General features: G+C 36.3%; 19 protein-coding genes and 1 riboswitch. Of the genes, 5 read left to right on the top strand and 14 right to left on the bottom strand.

What is annotated here, in order from left to right:
• Nucleotides 1-6: 6 nt before the first annotated feature.
• The 7 genes from gabT to F0362_RS01895 all read right to left on the bottom strand — a co-directional run bounded on the left by gabT (nt 7) and on the right by F0362_RS01895 (nt 7,400).
• Complete coding sequence (gabT, locus tag F0362_RS01925; RefSeq protein ID WP_097859657.1) at nt 7-1,371, bottom strand: 4-aminobutyrate--2-oxoglutarate transaminase; 1,365 nt, start codon at nt 1,369-1,371, stop codon at nt 7-9.
• Between the two features lie 145 nt (nt 1,372-1,516).
• Complete coding sequence (locus tag F0362_RS01920; protein WP_000416652.1) at nt 1,517-2,272, bottom strand: HAD family hydrolase; 756 nt, start codon at nt 2,270-2,272, stop codon at nt 1,517-1,519.
• A gap of 131 nt (nt 2,273-2,403) precedes the next feature.
• Nucleotides 2,404-3,309 (bottom strand): diacylglycerol kinase, encoded by a 906-nt coding sequence (locus F0362_RS01915; protein WP_000977668.1) that lies wholly within the window; start codon nt 3,307-3,309, stop codon nt 2,404-2,406.
• Nucleotides 3,310-3,816: 507 nt separating this feature from the next.
• Complete coding sequence (gatB, locus tag F0362_RS01910; RefSeq protein WP_149889623.1) at nt 3,817-5,244, bottom strand: Asp-tRNA(Asn)/Glu-tRNA(Gln) amidotransferase subunit GatB; 1,428 nt, start codon at nt 5,242-5,244, stop codon at nt 3,817-3,819.
• A gap of 14 nt (nt 5,245-5,258) precedes the next feature.
• A complete protein-coding gene (gene gatA / locus F0362_RS01905; protein WP_000051450.1) occupies nt 5,259-6,716 on the bottom strand; it encodes an Asp-tRNA(Asn)/Glu-tRNA(Gln) amidotransferase subunit GatA in 1,458 nt (485 codons plus the stop codon).
• 15 nt (nt 6,717-6,731) lie between these two features.
• Complete coding sequence (gatC, locus tag F0362_RS01900; RefSeq protein WP_000086999.1) at nt 6,732-7,022, bottom strand: Asp-tRNA(Asn)/Glu-tRNA(Gln) amidotransferase subunit GatC; 291 nt, start codon at nt 7,020-7,022, stop codon at nt 6,732-6,734.
• Between the two features lie 141 nt (nt 7,023-7,163).
• The gene (locus F0362_RS01895) at nt 7,164-7,400 is read right to left on the bottom strand and encodes a YiaA/YiaB family inner membrane protein (RefSeq protein ID WP_001254393.1); all 237 of its coding nucleotides are present in this window, start codon (nt 7,398-7,400) and stop codon (nt 7,164-7,166) included.
• 230 nt (nt 7,401-7,630) lie between these two features.
• On the opposite strand from F0362_RS01895, the gene F0362_RS01890 reads away from it, so the two are divergent.
• The 4 genes from F0362_RS01890 to F0362_RS01875 all read left to right on the top strand — a co-directional run bounded on the left by F0362_RS01890 (nt 7,631) and on the right by F0362_RS01875 (nt 10,231).
• A complete protein-coding gene (locus F0362_RS01890; protein ID WP_000942480.1) occupies nt 7,631-8,113 on the top strand; it encodes a MarR family winged helix-turn-helix transcriptional regulator in 483 nt (160 codons plus the stop codon).
• 227 nt (nt 8,114-8,340) lie between these two features.
• Complete coding sequence (locus F0362_RS01885) at nt 8,341-9,522, top strand: ArsA family ATPase (protein WP_002037861.1); 1,182 nt, start codon at nt 8,341-8,343, stop codon at nt 9,520-9,522.
• A complete protein-coding gene (locus F0362_RS01880; protein WP_000544097.1) occupies nt 9,515-9,706 on the top strand; it encodes a DUF3926 domain-containing protein in 192 nt (63 codons plus the stop codon). Before F0362_RS01885 ends, F0362_RS01880 begins: the two co-directional genes overlap by 8 nt.
• 57 nt (nt 9,707-9,763) lie before the next feature.
• Nucleotides 9,764-10,231, top strand: a complete 468-nt coding sequence (locus F0362_RS01875; RefSeq protein WP_002156176.1) for an HXXEE domain-containing protein — start codon at nt 9,764-9,766, stop codon at nt 10,229-10,231.
• Between the two features lie 171 nt (nt 10,232-10,402).
• Here F0362_RS01875 and F0362_RS01870 read toward each other — a convergent pair whose 3' ends face one another.
• Genes F0362_RS01870 through F0362_RS01860 form a run of 3 tightly spaced genes read right to left on the bottom strand, consistent with a single transcriptional unit; the run spans nt 10,403 to nt 12,953 of the window.
• A complete protein-coding gene (locus tag F0362_RS01870; protein WP_000721581.1) occupies nt 10,403-11,257 on the bottom strand; it encodes a MetQ/NlpA family ABC transporter substrate-binding protein in 855 nt (284 codons plus the stop codon).
• Between the two features lie 21 nt (nt 11,258-11,278).
• Nucleotides 11,279-11,944, bottom strand: coding sequence for a methionine ABC transporter permease (locus tag F0362_RS01865; protein WP_001261855.1), 666 nt, complete (start codon nt 11,942-11,944; stop codon nt 11,279-11,281).
• Nucleotides 11,934-12,953: a methionine ABC transporter ATP-binding protein gene (locus F0362_RS01860; protein WP_000622986.1), complete on the bottom strand. Its 1,020-nt coding sequence runs from the start codon at nt 12,951-12,953 to the stop codon at nt 11,934-11,936. Before F0362_RS01860 ends, F0362_RS01865 begins: the two co-directional genes overlap by 11 nt.
• Nucleotides 12,954-13,077: 124 nt before the next feature.
• Nucleotides 13,078-13,182: riboswitch (SAM riboswitch) on the bottom strand.
• A 241-nt stretch (nt 13,183-13,423) separates the two neighbouring features.
• On the opposite strand from F0362_RS01860, the gene F0362_RS01855 reads away from it, so the two are divergent.
• Nucleotides 13,424-13,987, top strand: coding sequence for a cysteine hydrolase family protein (locus F0362_RS01855; protein WP_000844920.1), 564 nt, complete (start codon nt 13,424-13,426; stop codon nt 13,985-13,987).
• Between the two features lie 249 nt (nt 13,988-14,236).
• On the opposite strand, the gene pruA is transcribed toward F0362_RS01855, so the two are convergent.
• The 4 genes from pruA to ligA form a co-directional block, all read right to left on the bottom strand.
• Complete coding sequence (gene pruA, locus F0362_RS01850; protein WP_000259542.1) at nt 14,237-15,784, bottom strand: L-glutamate gamma-semialdehyde dehydrogenase; 1,548 nt, start codon at nt 15,782-15,784, stop codon at nt 14,237-14,239.
• Nucleotides 15,785-15,937: 153 nt separating this feature from the next.
• Nucleotides 15,938-16,708, bottom strand: coding sequence for a TSUP family transporter (locus F0362_RS01845; RefSeq protein ID WP_000343983.1), 771 nt, complete (start codon nt 16,706-16,708; stop codon nt 15,938-15,940).
• A gap of 95 nt (nt 16,709-16,803) precedes the next feature.
• On the bottom strand, nt 16,804-18,000 hold the full coding sequence (locus tag F0362_RS01840) for a CamS family sex pheromone protein (protein ID WP_000717024.1): 1,197 nt from the start codon (nt 17,998-18,000) through the stop codon (nt 16,804-16,806).
• A 16-nt stretch (nt 18,001-18,016) separates the two neighbouring features.
• The gene (ligA, locus tag F0362_RS01835; protein WP_000031436.1) at nt 18,017-20,026 is read right to left on the bottom strand and encodes an NAD-dependent DNA ligase LigA; all 2,010 of its coding nucleotides are present in this window, start codon (nt 20,024-20,026) and stop codon (nt 18,017-18,019) included.
• Nucleotides 20,027-20,040 lie beyond the last annotated feature (14 nt).

Raw genomic sequence — 20,040 nt, 5'->3', positions numbered from 1 at the left:
CAGTTTTTATACACGGGCGATATTTGCTTGCTCATAACAAGTTTGTAATGATTCTTCAATAATCGTTAAACCTTCCTCAAGTTGCTCACCTGTAATAACCAATGGCATTAATACACGGACAACATTTCCATATGTCCCCGCAGATAATAAAAGTAATCCTCGTTTATTTGCTTCCGCACACAAATTAGCTGTTAATATTTTGTCAGGCACTTTCGTCTTACGATCTTGAACGATCTCAAATGCACACATTGCCCCTAATCCGCGCACATCACCGATGCAATTATATTTATTTTTCATCTCTTGGAATCGGTCCATTACGACTTTTCCTAATTCTATCGCTCTATCATTTAATTTTTCTTTTTCTATTACATCCAGAACCGCTAATGCAGCCGCACATCCTAATGGACTTCCTGCATACGTTCCACCAAGCTCTCCAGGTGCAGACTCATTCATAATTTCTTTACGCCCAATAACACCGCTTATCGGTACACCAGCTCCTAATGACTTAGACACTGTAATTAAATCTGGAACGACATCATAATGATCAATTGCAAAGTATTTTCCTGTACGGCTAAATCCAGTTTGAATTTCATCCGCTACAAATAAGATGCCATGTTCTGAACAAATATTGCGTACTTCTTGAACAAATTTCTTACTTGGGACGATAAATCCGCCTTCCCCTTGAACCGGCTCCATAACAACAGCTGCAATTGTTTCTGGTGCTACTTCTGATATAAAGAAGTTCTTAAACTCTTCAATGATAAAATCATCGTACTGCTCTTCCGTTAACCCCTCTGGACGACGGTATTCATATGGGAATGGCGCTTTATATACTTCTGGAGCAAATGGACCGAATCCAAATTTATATGGCTTTACTTTACTTGTCATCGTCATTGTCATCAATGTACGCCCGTGGAAACCTTTAGAAAACGCAATAATACCTGATCTTTTCGTATATTTACGGGCGATTTTCACTGCATTCTCTACCGCTTCAGCACCACTGTTTAAAAATAGTACTTGTTTATCAAAACTTCCTGGCGCTAATGCAGCAAGCTTTTCCGCTAATTCAATATATGGCTCATACATCATGACATTAAATCCCGTATGAATGTATTGATCTACTTGTTTATGAAGTGCTTCTTTAACAGCCGGATGACAATGCCCTACATTAATTGTCCCTATTGCCCCAGCAAAATCAATATACTGATTACCATCAACATCTGTTACAAGAGCTCCATTTGCAGATTGTACAAACGTTGATATGCCGTTACTTACTCCTTTTGGTACTATATTTTGGCGGCGCTCTAATAAAGTTGCTGCTTTTGGTCCTGGAATTTGTTCATTTACTTTAGCAAATTTTTTTGTGTTCATTGCGTACCCCATCCTTTTCTTTACATTGTTTTCTCTTTTTATTGCAAAATACATGCCAACTTTCCGTTCTAGTATTCATCCTATACTCTTTGTATCCAGGCATAAAAAATAAGTCTATAAAGACTCATCAAGAGTCTTTATAGACTTATTTCCCTTGCATACTAGACTTTCCTTGTTCCCAAATAAACTCACCTGAATGAGAAATAAACTCACCAACAGATTCTACGACTAAGTCCGCAAGTGGTTCTAAAGTTTTACGATCCCCCGTACCAGATAGTACTCCAATAGCATAACAATCACCACCGTTTTTAGCTAAATATAGATCGGTTGGCGTATCTCCAACGACTGCCACCTCACATGCCTCTAAATGAAACCTTTCACAAAAGGATTCTATAATTCTTTTATCAGGTTTCTGTGCCGGAAACGTATCAGAAGCTACAATATAATCAAAAAAGGATTCTAATTGATATTGTTTTAAAAATAATTCTGTCGGCGCAAAATCATCAGCTGTAACAACACCTAAAATAAATCCTTTATCTTTTAAACTTTGTAAAATTCTTGGTAGATCTGCCGTCATTTTCATATAGGAACGATGCTCGTACATAAGCGAAAATAATTTTTCACTTACCCATTCATGCATCTCCTCTTCCTTAGATGACTTAATATACTTACAAAGCCCCTTTGCTACATCGAGGCTTGTTCCAGCCGCTAGTGCGCTACTTGGATGAACAAATACCCCATCCACACCAATCTCTTTTAATAAAGCTTGCTGCATTGACTCTGGTAATTGATATAAATTTATACATTCCGCTACAAGCTCTTCCGCTACTTTTATCCAAATTGAGTGAAAATCCATTAATGTCCCATCTTTATCAAATAGTATTGCTTTTACCTTCTCCATAGCACCCTACCTCTCATTTCTTATCCTCTTCAGTGTATCAATAAAATATGGATATAAAATAAATGAATTGTAAAAATACCATAAAAATCAAACTAACTTCCAATTTACAATTCTAATAAAAAAAGATGCCCTTACAGGGCATCCTCTTGATGTTCAGGAACAAATAATTCCAGACAATGATATATGTTTTCGAATTCCATCGGGGCATCCCCACCGTACTCACCATCTAAATTAATCATTAGTTTATCTGGTGAATGCACTTTAATTCGATTTGCTTGTGTGTATAGTACTTTCGGATTGTTAATATGTTCCCCACGCTGCGCTTGTGTTGCTGCTTTAATTAAATCAGCGATAGAACCTTTTTTCAGCACTAATAAGTCAAATAATCCATCGTTAATCGATGCATACGGTGCTACTTTTTCAAATCCACCAACTGAACGAGTATTTGTAATTAAAAACATCGTAATTTCTTCTTGTAATAACTTCCCATCATACTCGATTTCAACATATGTTGGATGTAATGATGGTAACATTTCTATTCCTTTTAAATAGTAAGCAAGTTGGCCTAATACTGTCTTTAGCTTGCTTGGTACTTCATATGTTAATTCTGTAATACGGCCGCCACCAGCAATATTAATGAAATATGTATCATTCGCTCTACCAAGATCTAAAGGAACTGTTTTCCCTTCACAAATAATATCGGCTGCCTCTTCTATAGCGCGAGGTACACCGATCGCACGTGCGAAGTCATTTGTCGTTCCAACTGGAATAATTCCAAACTTCGGACGATGCTCATGTCCTACTAAACCATTTACCACTTCGTTTAACGTACCGTCACCACCAGCGGCGATAACAACATCAAACTTACGATCCGCAGCTTGTCTCGCCGCTACAGTTGCATCTCCAGGACCAGTCGTCGCATGACAAGACGCTTCATATCCAGCTTGTTCTAATTTTTGTAATACTTCTGGTAAGCTCTTCTTAAATAGCTCACGCCCAGAAGTAGGGTTATAAATAATCCTTGCTCGTTTCATCATTTATTAGCACAGGAAATTCCTTATTCATTGAAAAAAAGAATACACCGAATTCTTATTCAGTATCCCTATGCCTACCTCCTCTCATCTTCCTATCCTTCTTTTATCCCGCTCAAACAGGCAGTAAGAACCCGATTGGTGAAGGCTAATAATCAACGGGGGATGAACACCCCCACTACTGATTAAAGTTTCACTTTATGTCTATCCATTCTTCCATAAAAATTTACATATAACGAATAATAATTATCTATTATTTCATGAGATGAAAAAAAACCTCTATGTCTAGATTTATCATTATTCCCACCTTTTTGCAACTATCATACCATAGTTGCTATACAAACATTTTTTCACTTTTGACAGTTAATCAAACGTTTATTTAAATTATTTTTCACCATTTAAACAAACGTTTGATTAACTCAGAAAAAACACCCAAATAAGGGTGTTTTTTCTGTTTAATCTTTAAGAATCTATACTATTTTAGCATTCAAAAATAAGAATCTCTCTCTTATTTTATCGCTTATTAATCTCTTCAAGTAAGATTTTGTTAACAAGCGGTGGGTTTGCTTGTCCTTTTGTCGCTTTCATAATTTGACCAACTAAGAAGCCAATTGCACGGTCTTTACCGTTTTTGAAGTCTTCAATAGATTGTTCATTATTATCAAGGATTTCTGTTACGACTTTACGAAGTGTACCTTCGTCAGAAATTTGAACAAGACCTTTCGCTTTAACGATTTCTTCTGGATCTCCACCTTTTTCAATTAACTCGTTAAATACTTTCTTCGCGATTTTAGAAGAAATTGTACCTTTTTCAATTAATTGAACCATTTTAGATAAACCAGCAGGCGTTAATGCAACATCTTTTAATTCTTTTTGTTGTTTGTTTAAGTATGCAAGTACTTCACCCATTAACCAGTTTGATGTTAATTTCGCATCTGCTCCATCTGTAATTGTTGCTTCAAAGAAATCAGACATCTCTTTCGTTAATGTTAATACGTGTGCATCATAAGCTGGTAATCCAATTTCAGCAACATAGCGAGCTTTACGTGCATCTGGAAGTTCTGGAATAGAAGCACGCACTTCTTCTTTCCACGCATCATCGATATAAAGTTCAACTAAATCTGGCTCTGGGAAGTAACGGTAATCGTCAGATCCTTCTTTTATACGCATTAAGATTGTTTTCTTCGTTGCTTCATCATAACGACGTGTTTCTTGTTGGATGATACCACCAGATAACAATTCTTTTTCTTGACGCACTTGTTCGTGCTCAAGACCTTTTTGTACGTAAGTGAATGAGTTTAAGTTTTTCAGTTCTGCTTTTGTACCGAATTTTTCTTGTCCAACTGGACGAAGGGAAATATTCGCATCACAACGTAGAGAACCTTCTTCCATCTTACAATCAGATACGCCAGTGTATTGAATGATTGATTTTAACTTCTCTAAGTATGCGTATGCTTCTTCTGGCGTACGCATATCTGGCTCAGACACGATTTCGATTAAAGGCATACCTTGACGGTTATAGTCTACTAATGACCCGTCAGCTGTATGCGTTGATTTACCAGCATCTTCTTCTAAATGAAGACGTGTAATACCGATACGTTTCTTTTTGCCATCTACTTCGATTTCAATCCAACCATTTTCTCCAATTGGCTTATCAAACTGAGAGATTTGGTAAGCTTTCGGATTATCTGGATAGAAATAGTTTTTACGGTCGAACTTCGTTTCCGTTGCGATTTCACAGTTTAATGCCATTGCAGCTTTCATTGCAAAGTTAACTGCTTCTTTATTTAAAGTTGGAAGTACCCCTGGGTATCCTAAGTCAATTACACTCGTTTGTGTATTTGGCTCTGCTCCGAATTCTGTTGGACTCGCAGAGAAAATTTTCGAATTTGTTTTTAACTCAACGTGAACCTCTAAACCAATAATTGTTTCTAAACTCATCTATGCTCGCCTCCTTACAGACTTGCTTTTTTTGTATGATAGTCTGTTGCTTGCTCAAACGCATGTGCAACGCGGTAAATTGTCGCTTCATCGAAGTGTTTACCAATGATTTGTAATCCAAGTGGCATACTATTAGCACCGAATCCACATGGAACAGAAATCGCTGGAACACCTGCTAAGTTTACTGGGATTGTTAAAATGTCGTTTGCATACATTGTCATTGGATCATCCACTTTTTCGCCCACTTTAAATGCTGGAGTTGGCGTTGTTGGTCCAATAATAACATCGTAGTTAGCAAATACATTTTCAAAGTCGTTTTTAATTAATGTACGTACTTGTTGTGCTTTTTTGTAATATGCATCATAGTAACCAGAGCTAAGTGCAAATGTACCAAGCATAATACGGCGTTTTACTTCGTCACCGAAACCTTCGCTACGTGTGTTTTTGTAAAGATCTAATAAGTTATTTACATTATCAGAACGAACACCGTAACGTACGCCATCAAAGCGTGAAAGGTTAGCAGATGCTTCAGAAGAAGATAATAAGTAATACGTTGCTAGAGCGTATTTAGAGTGTGGAAGAGATACTTCCTCCCAAGTTGCGCCCATACCTTCTAATACTTTTAAAGCAGCTAGTACTGACTCACGAGCTTCTTCGCCAACACCTTCACCTAAGTATTCTTTCGGTACAGCAATGCGTAAACCTTTAACATCGCCTGTTAAACCAGCTAAGTAGTTTCCAACTTCAACATTTGCAGAAGTTGCATCCATGCGGTCAATACCTGAAATAGCTTGTAATAAGTATGCATTGTCTTCTACTGTACGTGTAATCGGTCCGATTTGGTCAAGTGAAGATGCGAATGCTACTAATCCGTAACGAGATACGCGTCCGTAAGTTGGTTTTAAACCTACAACACCGCAATATGCAGCTGGCTGACGAATAGAACCACCCGTATCAGAACCTAGAGAGAATAATACTTCTCCTGCTGCTACAGCTGCTGCAGAACCACCACTAGATCCGCCTGGAACGTAATCTAAGTTCCATGGATTTTTTGTAGCGTAGAAACCTGAGTTTTCATTTGAAGAACCCATTGCGAACTCGTCCATATTTAATTTACCGATTGTAACTGTGTCAGCAGCTTTTAACTTTTGCACAACTGTCGCATCGTAAATTGGATCAAAGTTTGCTAACATTTTGCTCGCACAAGTAGTACGAAGACCGTTAGTTACAATGTTATCTTTTACACCGATTGGCATACCGAATAATAAACCATTATCTTCAGCGCCGATCTTAGCATCTAATTCTTTCGCTTTCGCGCGTGCATTTTCTTCATCTAATGTAAGAAAAGCTTTTACGTTATCTTCAACATCCGCAATACGTTTGTAAGATTCTTCTACTAAATCCGTAACGGAAATTTCTTTGTTGTTTAACTTCTTATGTAACTCTGATACAGAATGATCAAATAATGACATCGAAATTCCCCTCCTCTATTCTAATACTGCTGGAACACGGATTTGATTATCTTTGTGATCCGGTGCATTTTTTAATACTTCTTCTACTGGTAAACCTTTTTCTGGCACATCTTCACGCATAACATTTTTCATAGTTAATACATGAGTTGTTGGTTTTACATCTGTTGTATCTAATTCATTTAACTGTTCTGCAAATGTAACTATTGCATCTAGTTGTTTTTGAAATTTTTCTGCTTCTTGATCAGTAATTGCAAGACGTGCTAAATGTGCTACGTGCTTTACATTCTCAACGGAAATTCTTGACACGGCTAGGCCACCTCCATAATATATCGTTCAATCTACAATACTATTGATGATACCAAATTTTCAGTACTTCAAGCAAGTCAACACATGGCACTTACGGCATTTTTACATAAAAAAAGAAAGGCAAACGCCTTTCTTTACAATTTACTCTTTATCTAACGGTTTATTTTTTGGAAATCTCTCGTTATCTTCTTCATTATCACGAATTGTTTTTTGTAATACAAAACAAGACATCGTTAAAAATAACGTTCCAATTAAATAGTACCCTTTTACACTAAGCGTTTCATCTAACGTGTAAATCCCAATTAGCATCCCTGAAAGCGCACAAACAAATGAAGTCCATGCTAAAAACGTGAACGCTTGCGTATTTCTTCTTCTCATCATTATCCCCCTTGTTAGATGCACATCCATTATAGATAAATATATTTACCGTTATGGATTTTTATGTAAAATTCTTTTTCTATTTATTAATCTATCATAAAAAAATGCCCTTTTAAAGATTGTTTTCTGTCTAATCTGAAAAATAAATTAAAAATATTGACATTTATTTCTATTCTACATAAAATAAAAACAAATATTACGAACCTCGAAATATACGGGAGTGGAATTAATTGTTGCAATATGAACACTTTTTAGACTTACTGCTAGATAACGCCAAGAAACTTTTCTATCCTGAAGAATGGGTAAGCCTTGATTTAACACTTTCCAAGACAGAAGTATTTTGTTTACTTTGGATGGAGCGAAATACAGATATTACAATGACAAAAATTGCTGACCTTCTTGATATACCGATGAGTACAACGACAGGTGTTGTAAATCGCCTTGTAAAAAAGGGGTATATTGAACGGTACCGTGATGAAAACGATCGACGCATTGTATTAATTCGTTTAACAGAAAACGGCGTAATGCTCGTTCAAGAAGTAAAACAAAATGCAGCCCATTACTTTAGCCTAGTGACAGAAGCATTGTCAGAAGAAGAAAAAGCATTCTTACTACAAATCTTCCAAAAAATTATGAATCACATTGCTACGTCACAGCAAAAAATAGAAGAAAAGGTTTCTACACCTAGAATGAAAAACATTCCGATTGAATAAAGTGAAACTTTAATCAGTGAGGGGTTTTCTCATCCCTCACTGATTATTAGTTGAACCAATCGGGCATTTACGGACAGTTGCCCCCCCACCTAATTTCTTTGCTCCAGCCGAATTTTTGGACGGAAGTCTTACTGCCCGTTAATGCGGGATAAAGCCCTAACTGGGTTTTTATTCACTTAAATACTTCGATGTTCGTAATATTCGATAACCGAAACAAAGGGGATAGAATGATGAGAATTATTTTGTATACAGGTAAAGGCGGCGTAGGAAAAACTAGCATTTCAGCAGCAACAGCACTTCAAAGCGCAAAACAAGGATTAAAAACATTAGTAATGAGTACAGATCCTGCTCATAGTTTAGGAGATTCATTTGGTATAAAGCTATCTTCTGAGCCATTAGAAATTCGCGAAAACTTGTGGGCACAAGAGATTAATACGATTTATGAAATGGAAAAAGGCTGGGGAAAGTTACAGAAATACATTACCTTGTTATTCACTTCCAAAGCAGCTGATGATATTACAACAGAAGAATTAACGATGTTTCCTGGTATGGAAGATTTAATTAGCTTACTTCGCGTGCTCGATTATTATAAAAAAAACACATACGACGTTATCATCATTGATTGCGCTCCAACAGGAGAAACATTAGCAATGCTTAGTTTTCCAGACATGCTCGGCTGGTGGATGGAAAAATTATTTCCTATTAAAAGAAAAGTTTTAAAAGTCGTTCGTCCTGTAGCTCAACCACTTCTTGGTGTCCCCCTTCCAACCGATGATATTATGGACGAATTAACAAATACACTTGAACAGCTTGGAGAAATGAGAGATATTTTATCGAACCGAGAAATAACAAGTATCCGCATCGTTGTAAATCCCGAAAAAATGGTCATTAAAGAAGCTCAGCGTAGTTTTACTTATTTAAATTTATACGATTATAACGTAGATGCCATCATGATTAACCGTGTCATCCCTAACACTGTCACCGATCCTTATTTTCAAGCATGGAAAGATACGCAAAAGAAATATAAAACATTAATTCAAGATAGTTTTCAGCCGCTTCCTATTTACGAAGCTCCCATGTTTGAACAAGAAGTTGTTGGTTTACCTATGTTAGAGCGTGTAGGCAATGCTTTATTTAAATCCGATCCCTCTCCTACTGAAGTGAAATTCAATGGTCGCACACAATATGTGAAAAAAGATGGCGATGAATATATTTTCGTTCTGTCCATCCCCTTCTCAAACAAAAGTGAACTTTCATTAAATCAAAAAGGTGATGAGCTTATTATTCGAGCCGGCTCTGTTAAACGTAACATCACATTACCAAAAACATTAACACACCTTTCTATTCAAGGAGCCAAGTTTGAAGAGGATGTACTAAACATTCGATTTGGAGGTGTGGTGCATGCATGAGGAATTACTACGAAAAGTAATTCGGACAAAAGTAAGAGTCGGTATGCGTATATTAGAAGAGCTACCTACTCCAATCCAGCAATCAGCTAAGCAAATGCTAAGTATTTTGCAAGAGGAGCTAGCTGCTTATCCGAAAGAACGAGAGCATCATGAAGATAATTTAAAAAGTATCATAATTGAATAATCATCTCTGTATAGAGGGCCTTTTTAGGCTTTCTATACTTTATTGGAGTGATATAAGTTGATAAAAAAACATTCCACTATTACGCTTTGGATCATTCCTTTATTATTTTTCATTCATAACCTTGAAGAAGCTTTCCAAATGCGACAATATCTTGCTAATCAATTTTCAATTCATCTTATAACTAGCCAACAATTTTTCATTGCCATTTCCATATTAACAATCTTCGTCGTACTTATCGTCTTTCTATATCAACTAAACTTCTTGTCTTCTATATACTGGATTATTTTTATACAAGGGGCCATTTTCTTTAACGCAGTGCAACATATTATTTTGTTTTTGATTTATCGCTCCTATAATCCTGGCGTAATATCCTCAGTTTTCATTGTTATCTTTTCTATTTTCTTTTTTTCATCCAAAAAACAATTAATTAATAAAAAGCAATTCGTAATTACACTCATTTTCAGCTTACTTTCTTATCCCATTATAATTTGGATTACCTTACTATTCGCTAGCTGCTTTCAGTAATAAAAAAAGACCAGGAAAACTCCCGGTCCATCACTCTACTTAACAAACATTGGATTCTACGTTATACAAAATTGGAAGGTACAAAATTAGGGTTTTGTTTGTTAAGTAGATTATATGTTGAACGAACTAACAGCGGAGGGGTTCCTTCTATTAGTTCATTAAACCCAATGATTATTTTACGATTTTTTCAAGCTCCTCAAATGAAAGATCTACTGAAATTGAACCATCCTTTGTTTCTTTCTTAACTGCATCTGTTACTTCTTTTGAATGATATAATTCAATTACTTTTTTCAGTGTTGGATCGTCTTTATCTTTCGTACGAGCTGCGAAAATATTAATATAAGGCTTCGCATTTTCATTCTTTGGATCTTCTAAGAAAATAGGATCCTTCGCTGGATCTAATCCAGCTTGACCAGCCACACCGTTATTAATAACTGAAGCAGCTACATCTTTTAATACACGAGGTGTTTGCTGTGCAATAACCGGTGTAATTTTTAACTTCTTCGGATTTTCAGCGATACCACTTGGATCCCCAAATAGACCAAAATCTTTTTTAAGTTTCAATAACCCCGCTGCATCAAGAAGTTTTAATGCACGTGCTTGGTTCGTTGGATCATTTGGAATAGCAATTTCTGAACCATCTGGGATTTCATTTGCTTTCTTATATTTTTCAGAGAATAAGCCCATTGGTGCAATTTGTGTTGTACCGACAGCTGTAATATCTAACTTATGCTCCTTTTTAAATTGCTCTAAGAAAGCAATATGCTGGAATGAGTTTAATTCAATATCTCCATCAGCTAACGCTTTATTTGGCGTTGTATAATCAGAGAACTCAACCAGTTTAATTTTAATCCCTTCTTTTTCAGCTTTTTTCTTCAAAATTTCCCAAACGTCTCCATCCGTTCCAGTTACACCGACGCGAACTACTTTCTCTTTTGCTCCTGCACCTGTGTCTCCACCCGAGCAGCCGCTTAGTGCTGAAATTCCTACAATCGCTGATAATGCAAATGCTAAAATTTTCTTCATTTTCTTTTCCCCTCTTCCTTTTTATGATCTGCGTAAAAACACTTTCGCAAAGTAGTTTCCTAAATTTTGAGCTATCTGTACGAGAATAATAAGTAAAACGACCGTTACGAACATAACTGATGTATCAAAACGTTGATAACCATATGTCATCGCTAAGTCACCAAGACCACCACCACCGACAAGCCCAGCAACTGCAGAAAATTCAATTAAACCAACTGTCATAAACGTAACACCTAAGATCAATGGTGCTAACGCTTCTGGCACGAGAATTTCAAAAACAATTCTAAGTGGTGAAGCGCCCATCGCTTGTGCAGCTTCAATTACTCCTTTCGGAACTGAGACAAGATTTGTTTCAACCATTCTAGCAATACCAATAGATGCCACTAACGTCATTGGGAAGATTGCTGCCGCTGTTCCAATCGTCGTTCCGATCACGCTTCTTGTTAGTGGGCTTAAAGCTACTAAAAAGATAATGAATGGAACTGGACGAATTGTATTAATGATGACGTTAAGAATAGAAAAAACCCATTTATTTTCTAAAAAATTACCTTTTCTCGTTACATACAAAAGTAAACCTAGAGGTATACCAAGAATTATAGCGAATATAAGGGTTACAATTACCATTAAGAGGGTGTCCCCCGTCGCATCTAATATGCGAGGCCAAAATATACTCCAATCAACTCGCATGAGCTTCTACCTCCTTCAGCTTCACTTGCAGTCTTAAATGTTGTAATGCTTTTTGAATTTCCTTCTGTTCACCTTGCAATTCTACAAGAAGATTTCCAAATAGCACATTTTGAAGTTCAATAATATTTCCGTACAGTACATTTACATCGACGTTATAGTTTTTTGCGATATATGATAGTACCGGCTGTCCTGTCTCCTCACCAGTAAAAGTTAAGCGATAAATCTGACCACCATTTTGAATTTTCGCTAGAACACTTTCTGGCAAGTGGTCATTAATAACAGAACGTACAAAGTTTTGAGTTGTCTTTGTTTTTGGTTGTGTGAAAACATCAAACAGTTTTCCTTCTTCAATAACTTTTCCCTTCTCCATTACAGCTACACGGTGACAAATTTCTTTCACAACATGCATTTCGTGTGTAATAAGAAGAATTGTTAAATTATATTCACGATTGACTTTCTTTAATAAGTTTAAAATCTCTGTCGTTGTTTCTGGATCTAAGGCTGATGTTGCCTCATCACATATAAGTATATCTGGTGATGTTGCAAGTGCCCTAGCAATCCCAACACGTTGCTTTTGTCCGCCTGATAACTGCTCCGGATAATAGTTTGCTTTATCTTCTAGCCCTACAAACTTCAGCAGTTCATTGACTCTTTCTTTTATTTCATTCTTTGGTACTTTCGCTAACTTTAATGGATAAGCAATATTCCCAAACACTGTTCTTGAATTAAATAAATTAAAACTTTGAAAAATCATCCCAATTCTTTGTCTAAGTTTCCGTAATTCTTTCGTTGATAAGGATGTAATATCTTTATCATCTATTGAGATCGTTCCTGCAGTCGGTCTCTCTAACATGTTTACTAGGCGTAATAACGTACTCTTTCCAGCACCACTAAATCCGATAATGCCAAAAATTTCGCCCTTCTCAACTGATAATGTTACATCCTCCACAGCATGAACAGATTGCCCACCTGATTCATATACTTTACTTACGTTATTAAAAGAAATCATTTTCTTCCCTCCTATATGCTGTAAAAACTGGAAGTAGAGCTTTCGAGGTAAAATAAAAAGTGCTCTCCTTCTTATCAGTAATAAAAGATAAGAAGGAGAGCACTTATATGTACTCGTTCACATCTTCTCATCTTCCAAGCCTATAAAGACTTGCTGGAGTTAGCACGGTATTAAAAAACCCGTTGCTGAGGTATCGTAGGGCCAGTCCCTCCACCTCTCTGGATAAGAATGTATCGATTTAATTGTCGTTTAATTAATTCTCATTATAGAACTCAGAATAGTGAGAGTCAATACATTTTTTAGAAAAATATTAATTATTTCTTTATTAAAATTTTCAAATGAAAATTCATAATAAAATAGTAATCTTGAAGGTTATGTAAAATTCTTCTCCCTCATATTTTTTAAAAGGATTATTTTTTCTATGAATTGAATACTATTATTTGAATATGAAATCAGAGGAAGGTGAATATATGAAAACAGCTCTATTACTCGTTGATATCCAAAATGATTATTTTCCAAATGGAAAGATGGAATTGCGCAATCCGGTAGAAGCAAGTGAGTATGCCAGTGAGCTACTAAAACACTTTAGAATGAACGGCGGACCTATTTTTCATATCCAGCATGTAGCAATAAAAAATGATGCTACTTTTTTCCTACCTAATACAGAAGGTGTCCATATTCACGAGAATGTCCGTCCGCTTAGAGAAGAAACTGTTATACTCAAACATTATCCAAATAGCTTCCGAGAAACTAATCTTTTAGAACAATTACAACGTTTAGACATTGAACACATCGTCATATGCGGGATGATGACTCATATGTGTATTGATGCTACCGTAAGAGCTGCTTTTGATTTCGGCTTTCATTGTACCGTTATACACGATGCTTGTGCTACAAAAGATCTTTCTTTTAAGAATGCTACTATACCAGCTGTTTATATTCACAATACAATTTTGGCCAGTTTAAATGGAGTATATGCAAATGCAATGAGTACAGAGGAATTTTTGGTTACAAAAAAACACTCCATTCAGTGAGCAAAACCGAAAAGAGTGTTTCTTGTCAAACCATAGATTTTCTTTCAAATTGTATTATACAGGAAATTCTTAAAATGAATACTAAAAAATGTGACTAATAAATCAACTTTTCCCGTCACTTTATTTCTATTTACATGTTTATCCCGCTATTAATAGGGTTTAGCTCGTCCTCTTCGAATAATAGTAATATATGGGATTCTAATTTAAAAGGAGCTCTTCACATTCTGTGAAAAGCTCCTCTACTATTTCTTATAAAGTTTCAGAAGTAGTTTTTGCTTGCATGTGAAGTGCTAAGTAATCTGGGCCACCAGCTTTAGAGTCTGTACCAGACATGTTAAAACCACCGAATGGTTGGTAACCTACGATTGCACCAGTACATCCACGGTTAAAGTATAAGTTACCTACGTGGAAGTCTTCACGTGCTTTTTCAATATGGTCGCGGTTATTAGAAACAACTGCTCCTGTTAAACCGTATTCTGTATTGTTTGCAATTGCAAGTGCATGATCGAAGTCTTTTGCTTTACAGAATGCTACTACTGGTCCGAAGATTTCTTCTTTCATTAAGCGAGCATCTTCTGCAACATCAGCAACGATTGTTGGTTGGATGAACCAGCCTTTAGAATCGTCTCCTTCGCCACCTGCTAGGATTCTACCTTCTTCTTTACCAATTGCAACATAGCTCATTACTTTATCGAATGCAGCTTGGTCATTAACAGGACCCATATTTGTACCTAATACAGCTGGGTTATCAACTGTTAATTCTTTTGTTAATTCAACAGCACGATTTAATACGTGATCATATACATCTTCGTGGATTACAGCACGAGAACATGCAGAACATTTTTGTCCTGAGAATCCGAATGCTGATGCAACGATAGATTTAGCTGCTAATTCAAGATCTGCTTCTTTATCAACAACGATTGTATCTTTACCGCCCATTTCAGCGATAACACGTTTTAACCAGATTTGACCTGGATTTACTTTCGCTGCACGCTCATAAATGCGGATACCTACATCACGAGATCCAGTGAAGCTTACGAAACGTGTACGAGGATGATCTACTAAGTAGTCACCAACTTCAGAACCATTACCTGGCACGAAGTTTACTACGCCAGCTGGTAAGCCAGCTTCTTCTAATACTTCCATGAATTTCGCAGCTACTACAGGAGTTGTACTAGCTGGTTTTAGTAATACTGTGTTACCAGAAACTAAAGCAGCTGTTGTCATACCTGCCATAATTGCGAATGGGAAGTTCCAAGGAGAAATGATAACACCTACTCCTAATGGAATGTAAGAGAAACGATTATATTCAATTGGACGGCTTTCTACTGGAATACCGTCTTTCAATTTCAACATTTGACGAGCATAATATTCCATAAAGTCGATTGCTTCCGCTGTATCAGCATCTGCCTCATTCCATGGTTTACCTGCTTCTTTTACAAGGATAGCAGAGAACTCATGTTTTCTACGACGAACAATTGCTGCAGCACGGAATAAAATGTCTGCACGCATTTCTGGTTTTGACTTTCTCCAAGTTTGGAATGTTGCATCCGCTACTTGCATTGCTTTTTCAGCTAATTCACGGCTTGCTTTTGAAACACGACCAACAAGTTCCTCTTTATTTGCAGGGTTTACAGAAACAATTTTATCTTCTGTAGTGATTTTTTCTCCCCCAATAATTAATGGATAGTCTTGTCCAAGATAAGATTCTACTTTCTTTAAACCTTCTTCAAACGCTAATTTGTTAGCCTCTACTGAAAAATCTGTAAATGGCTCATGTTTGTATGCTACTACCATTCTTTTTAGCCTCCCCTTAGAAAAACGTTTACATTTTACAACATTATTCTACACGATAATTTAGATTTATTCAAATATTCCTAGACTTATATTTTAAAAATTAATAAATTTTTAAAATATAATAAAAAAAGAGATTCATACATGCGTATGAATCTACAAAATATGAGTATATTCCAAAACATTTTTTCCGATCAATAATATAGTAACTAATAAAAATAAAGTCCTTACATATCCAACGCCTTTTTGAACTGCAAACTTCGATCCAAAATAAGCACCTAAAATCATTGATAATCCCATAATAATACCGTATTCAAAATGAATTATATCTAAAAATAAAAAAGTAATTAAAGATACGATATTACTAACAAAGTTCAAAAGTTTTCCAGATGCCGCTGCTTGAATAAAATCCAAACCTATTAATAAAAATGCAAAAATTAAAAATGATCCTGTCCCTGGTCCAAAAAAACCATCATAAAACCCTATCATTAAAATAACAAAGAAAAATATTAATGTTTTCCTTTTCGTCATCTTCTTATAGGTAGATACGCTTCCCCAATCCTTTTTTGCAATAATATAAATGGCAATAAACACCAACATTACAAGTACTAATGGACGTAAAATATCCGGTGGAATAAATTTTACCACTAAAGCACCTGCGACCGCTCCAATAATAGTTAACGGGATTAACTTTCCTACAATTTTAAAATCGACTTTTCCTGATCGAATAAAATAAATTGCACTCGTAAACGTCCCCATCGTTGCAGCTAATTTATTCGTTGCAATTGCCGAAGCTGGTGACAAACCGACAAACATTAGTGCAGGAAGCGAAATTAATCCTCCACCTCCAACAACTGAATCAATAAAAGCTGCTAAAAATCCGAATGCAATTAATAAAATAATGACTTGAAGACTTAGTTCGTCCATGACCTTTACCCCTTATCCCCTTATTTATAACATTTAAAATTATAACAAAATTCCTCAAGAAAAAAAGCTGTTCCTTTGTGGAACAGCTTTTATCTTTAATCTAAAATTTTTACGAGTGGCTCATCTTGCTTCGCTTCACGTATAATAATCGCTTCTGGACGTTCTACAGATTTAATCGTTACTTGTACTCTCATATAATTTGGGAAGTATTCCATAACAAGCCCTGCTACATATTGTGTAAAACCAATTATTTCCGCTTTTCCATTAAACTGGACAGGAATATCCAGCTTCATTTCTTTTAATTCCTCGTCTCTATACATACCAGTACCGATAACAGCGGAATAATCGCCTTGGAAATAATCGCTTAGTTTTGCTTTGAAGTTAGATACCCTTGCAAGATCTTCACGCTTATTGTCTGTTTTTGCTTGTTCAGACGGGAACAAATAGTATTTCTCGTTAATTTGTTTCCAATCTTCAACCGTTTCACTACCTTTTTCCACATTAGCATAAGAAACAAAGTTTCCTGGCACAAGTGCAGACTTTGGAGATTGACGATAAATCGCAAATGTAATCGGAACGTTTTTTATGTCGGGCTTTTTTTGGTGCATAACTTTCAAGATTTCTTGCGCCATTTTTTTCCCTTCAGCTAACATTTTTTCGTCCTCGATTTTAGCCTCACGCGGATAACCATGCTCTTCATTAAAATATTGAACAGAATTCATTGCTAAACCAACTACAATACCACCAAGTTCAACATCTTTATCGCCTTTTTTCACATAATAATTATGCTCTAAAATATTTGAAATATATATTGGATTTTTTTTATTTTTCACTTCTAGTGATTCTGATCCTTCGCCTAACGCTGGATTGAGCCCTATATTCGGAAATTTAACTGCATCTTTTTTTAATTTGCTCTCTAGTTCCTTTTGTTCGGCATCTGTACGCTTTCTTTTTACAAGCATTTTTACGGTTTGATCATCTAGAGTACTTCCACCTTTAAAGAAATAATCTTTCGTATTAAATGATTCTTTTGCAATACGCATTAATCCTGTTTCAAATTCATCTATATCAAGACGATTATTTAATCCCTGCACAACTAATCCACGTGCAGATCCTGCATCAAATGGAACAGTCGTCTTATAATATTCATCCGAAATAGCATACTTCGGAACGACTGCTTGCTCTTTTGCTTTCCCTGATTTCTCAGCCACTTTTTCATCTTTGTCGGCACCTGCGCTACAACCACTTACAAGTAGGCCAAGACTTAATACCGCTAATGCTATTTTTTTCATGGTAAGTTTGCACCTCTTACTTATTTAGCTCTTGTAAGAACCTCTCTTCATTCCAAACTTCAACATTGTGCTTCTCTGCTTGCGCTAATTTTGAGCCAGCAGCTTCACCAGCAACAACTAAATCCGTACTTTTACTAACACTTCCTGTTACTTTTCCACCTAATGCCTCAATCTTCTTCTTCGCTTCACTGCGTCCCATCACTTCTAATTTCCCAGTTAAGACGACAGTTTTCCCTGCAAAGTAAGATTCAACATTTTGTAAATCTGCACTTTTTATGCCTTTGTATGTCATGTTCACGCCATACTCTTTAAACTGTTGTAATAGCTCTAATACATCTTCATTATCAAAATATGTCACAACGGATTGCGCCATTTTTTCTCCAATTTCATTAATTGATTTTAGCTCTTCTTCCGTCGCTTTCACAAGTGCATCCATCGTTTCAAAATGCTCTGCAAATGTACGTGCTGCTTTCGCCCCGACATGGCGAATTCCAAGGCCAAATAATAATCGCTCTAACGAGTTTTCCTTCGAATTCTCAATTGCTTGTATTAAATTTGTTGCTGATTTTTCACCAAAACGCTCTAGCTGTAGTAATTGTTCTTTCGTCAATGCATATAAATCTGCAAACGTACGAATATAATCTGCATCAAAGAGCTGTGTGATGACACGCTCGCCAAGTCCGTCAATATTCATTGCATTTCTTGAAACGAAATGAATTAATCCCTCGCGAATTTGGGCAGGACAAGTTGGATTTATACAACGAAGTGCAACCTCTTCTTCTAAACGAACTAGTTCACTCTCACATGCCGGACAATGCGTTGGCATGCGGTATTCTTCTTCCTCACCAGTACGCTTATCAAAAATAACGTTCACAACCTCAGGAATAATATCTCCAGCCTTTTTCACAACAACGTAGTCACCAATTCGAATGTCTTTTTCACGAATTAAATCCTCGTTATGTAAGGAAGCACGACGAACGATCGTACCAGCCACTCGTACTGGTTCTAACTCTGCAGTCGGTGTTACAACCCCTGTACGGCCAACACTTAATTCAATGCCCGTTAATCTCGTTACAACTTCTTCAGCCGGGAATTTATAAGCAATCGCCCATCTTGGACTCTTTGCAGTAGTTCCTAGGCTTTCTTGAAGAGCAACATCGTCTACTTTTATAACGATCCCATCAATCTCATAATCAAGATTCGGACGTTTTTCCTGCCATTCTTCTACATAAGCTATAACCTCTTCAATTGTTTCACATGTACGGCGATTTGGATTTGTCTTAAACCCCAGTTCACCTAAGAAATCAAGTGATTCGCTATGCGATGAAATTGTTTTTTCTTCTACATTTGCAAGACCATATACAAACATGGATAGGTTACGCTTTGCTGCAATTTTCGTATCAAGTTGACGTATTGAACCTGCTGCCGCATTACGCGGATTCGCAAATACATCTTCACCGTTTTGCTCTTTTTCTTCATTTAGTTTAACGAATGAACGCTTCGGCATATAAGCCTCGCCTCGCGCTTCTAACGTTACCTCTTCATTTAATCGAAGTGGAATTGCTTTAATCGTTTTCAAGTTTTGGGTAATATCTTCACCTGTTATACCATCACCACGTGTTGCACCTTGAATAAAGCGTCCTTTTTCATAATGAAGTGAAACAGCAAGTCCGTCAATTTTTAATTCGCATATATATCTTACATTCGCATCATCAATTCCTTGACGTACTCTTCGGTCAAAATCACGCAAATCTCCTTCGTTAAATGCATTTCCTAAACTTAACATCGGTGACTTATGCGTTACTTTTTCAAATATATCAAGAACAGTTCCCCCAACGCGCACGGAGGGAGAGTCTTCACTCATGAACTCTGGATTCTCTGCTTCTAATTTTATAAGCTCCTGCATATTACGGTCATACTCCGCATCAGAAACAGAAGGATTGTCTAATACGTGATATTGATAGTTAAATGTATTTAACAAATCACGTAGTTCTTCTATACGCTTTTTTGCTATCTCTTTTGACATATCCTCATTCCTTT

Source organism: Bacillus sp. BS98, from assembly GCF_008432245.1.
GTDB lineage: Bacteria > Bacillota > Bacilli > Bacillales > Bacillaceae_G > Bacillus_A > Bacillus_A toyonensis.
Note: the sequence above shows the minus strand (reverse complement) of the source record. Positions and strands in the feature narration are given on the sequence as shown.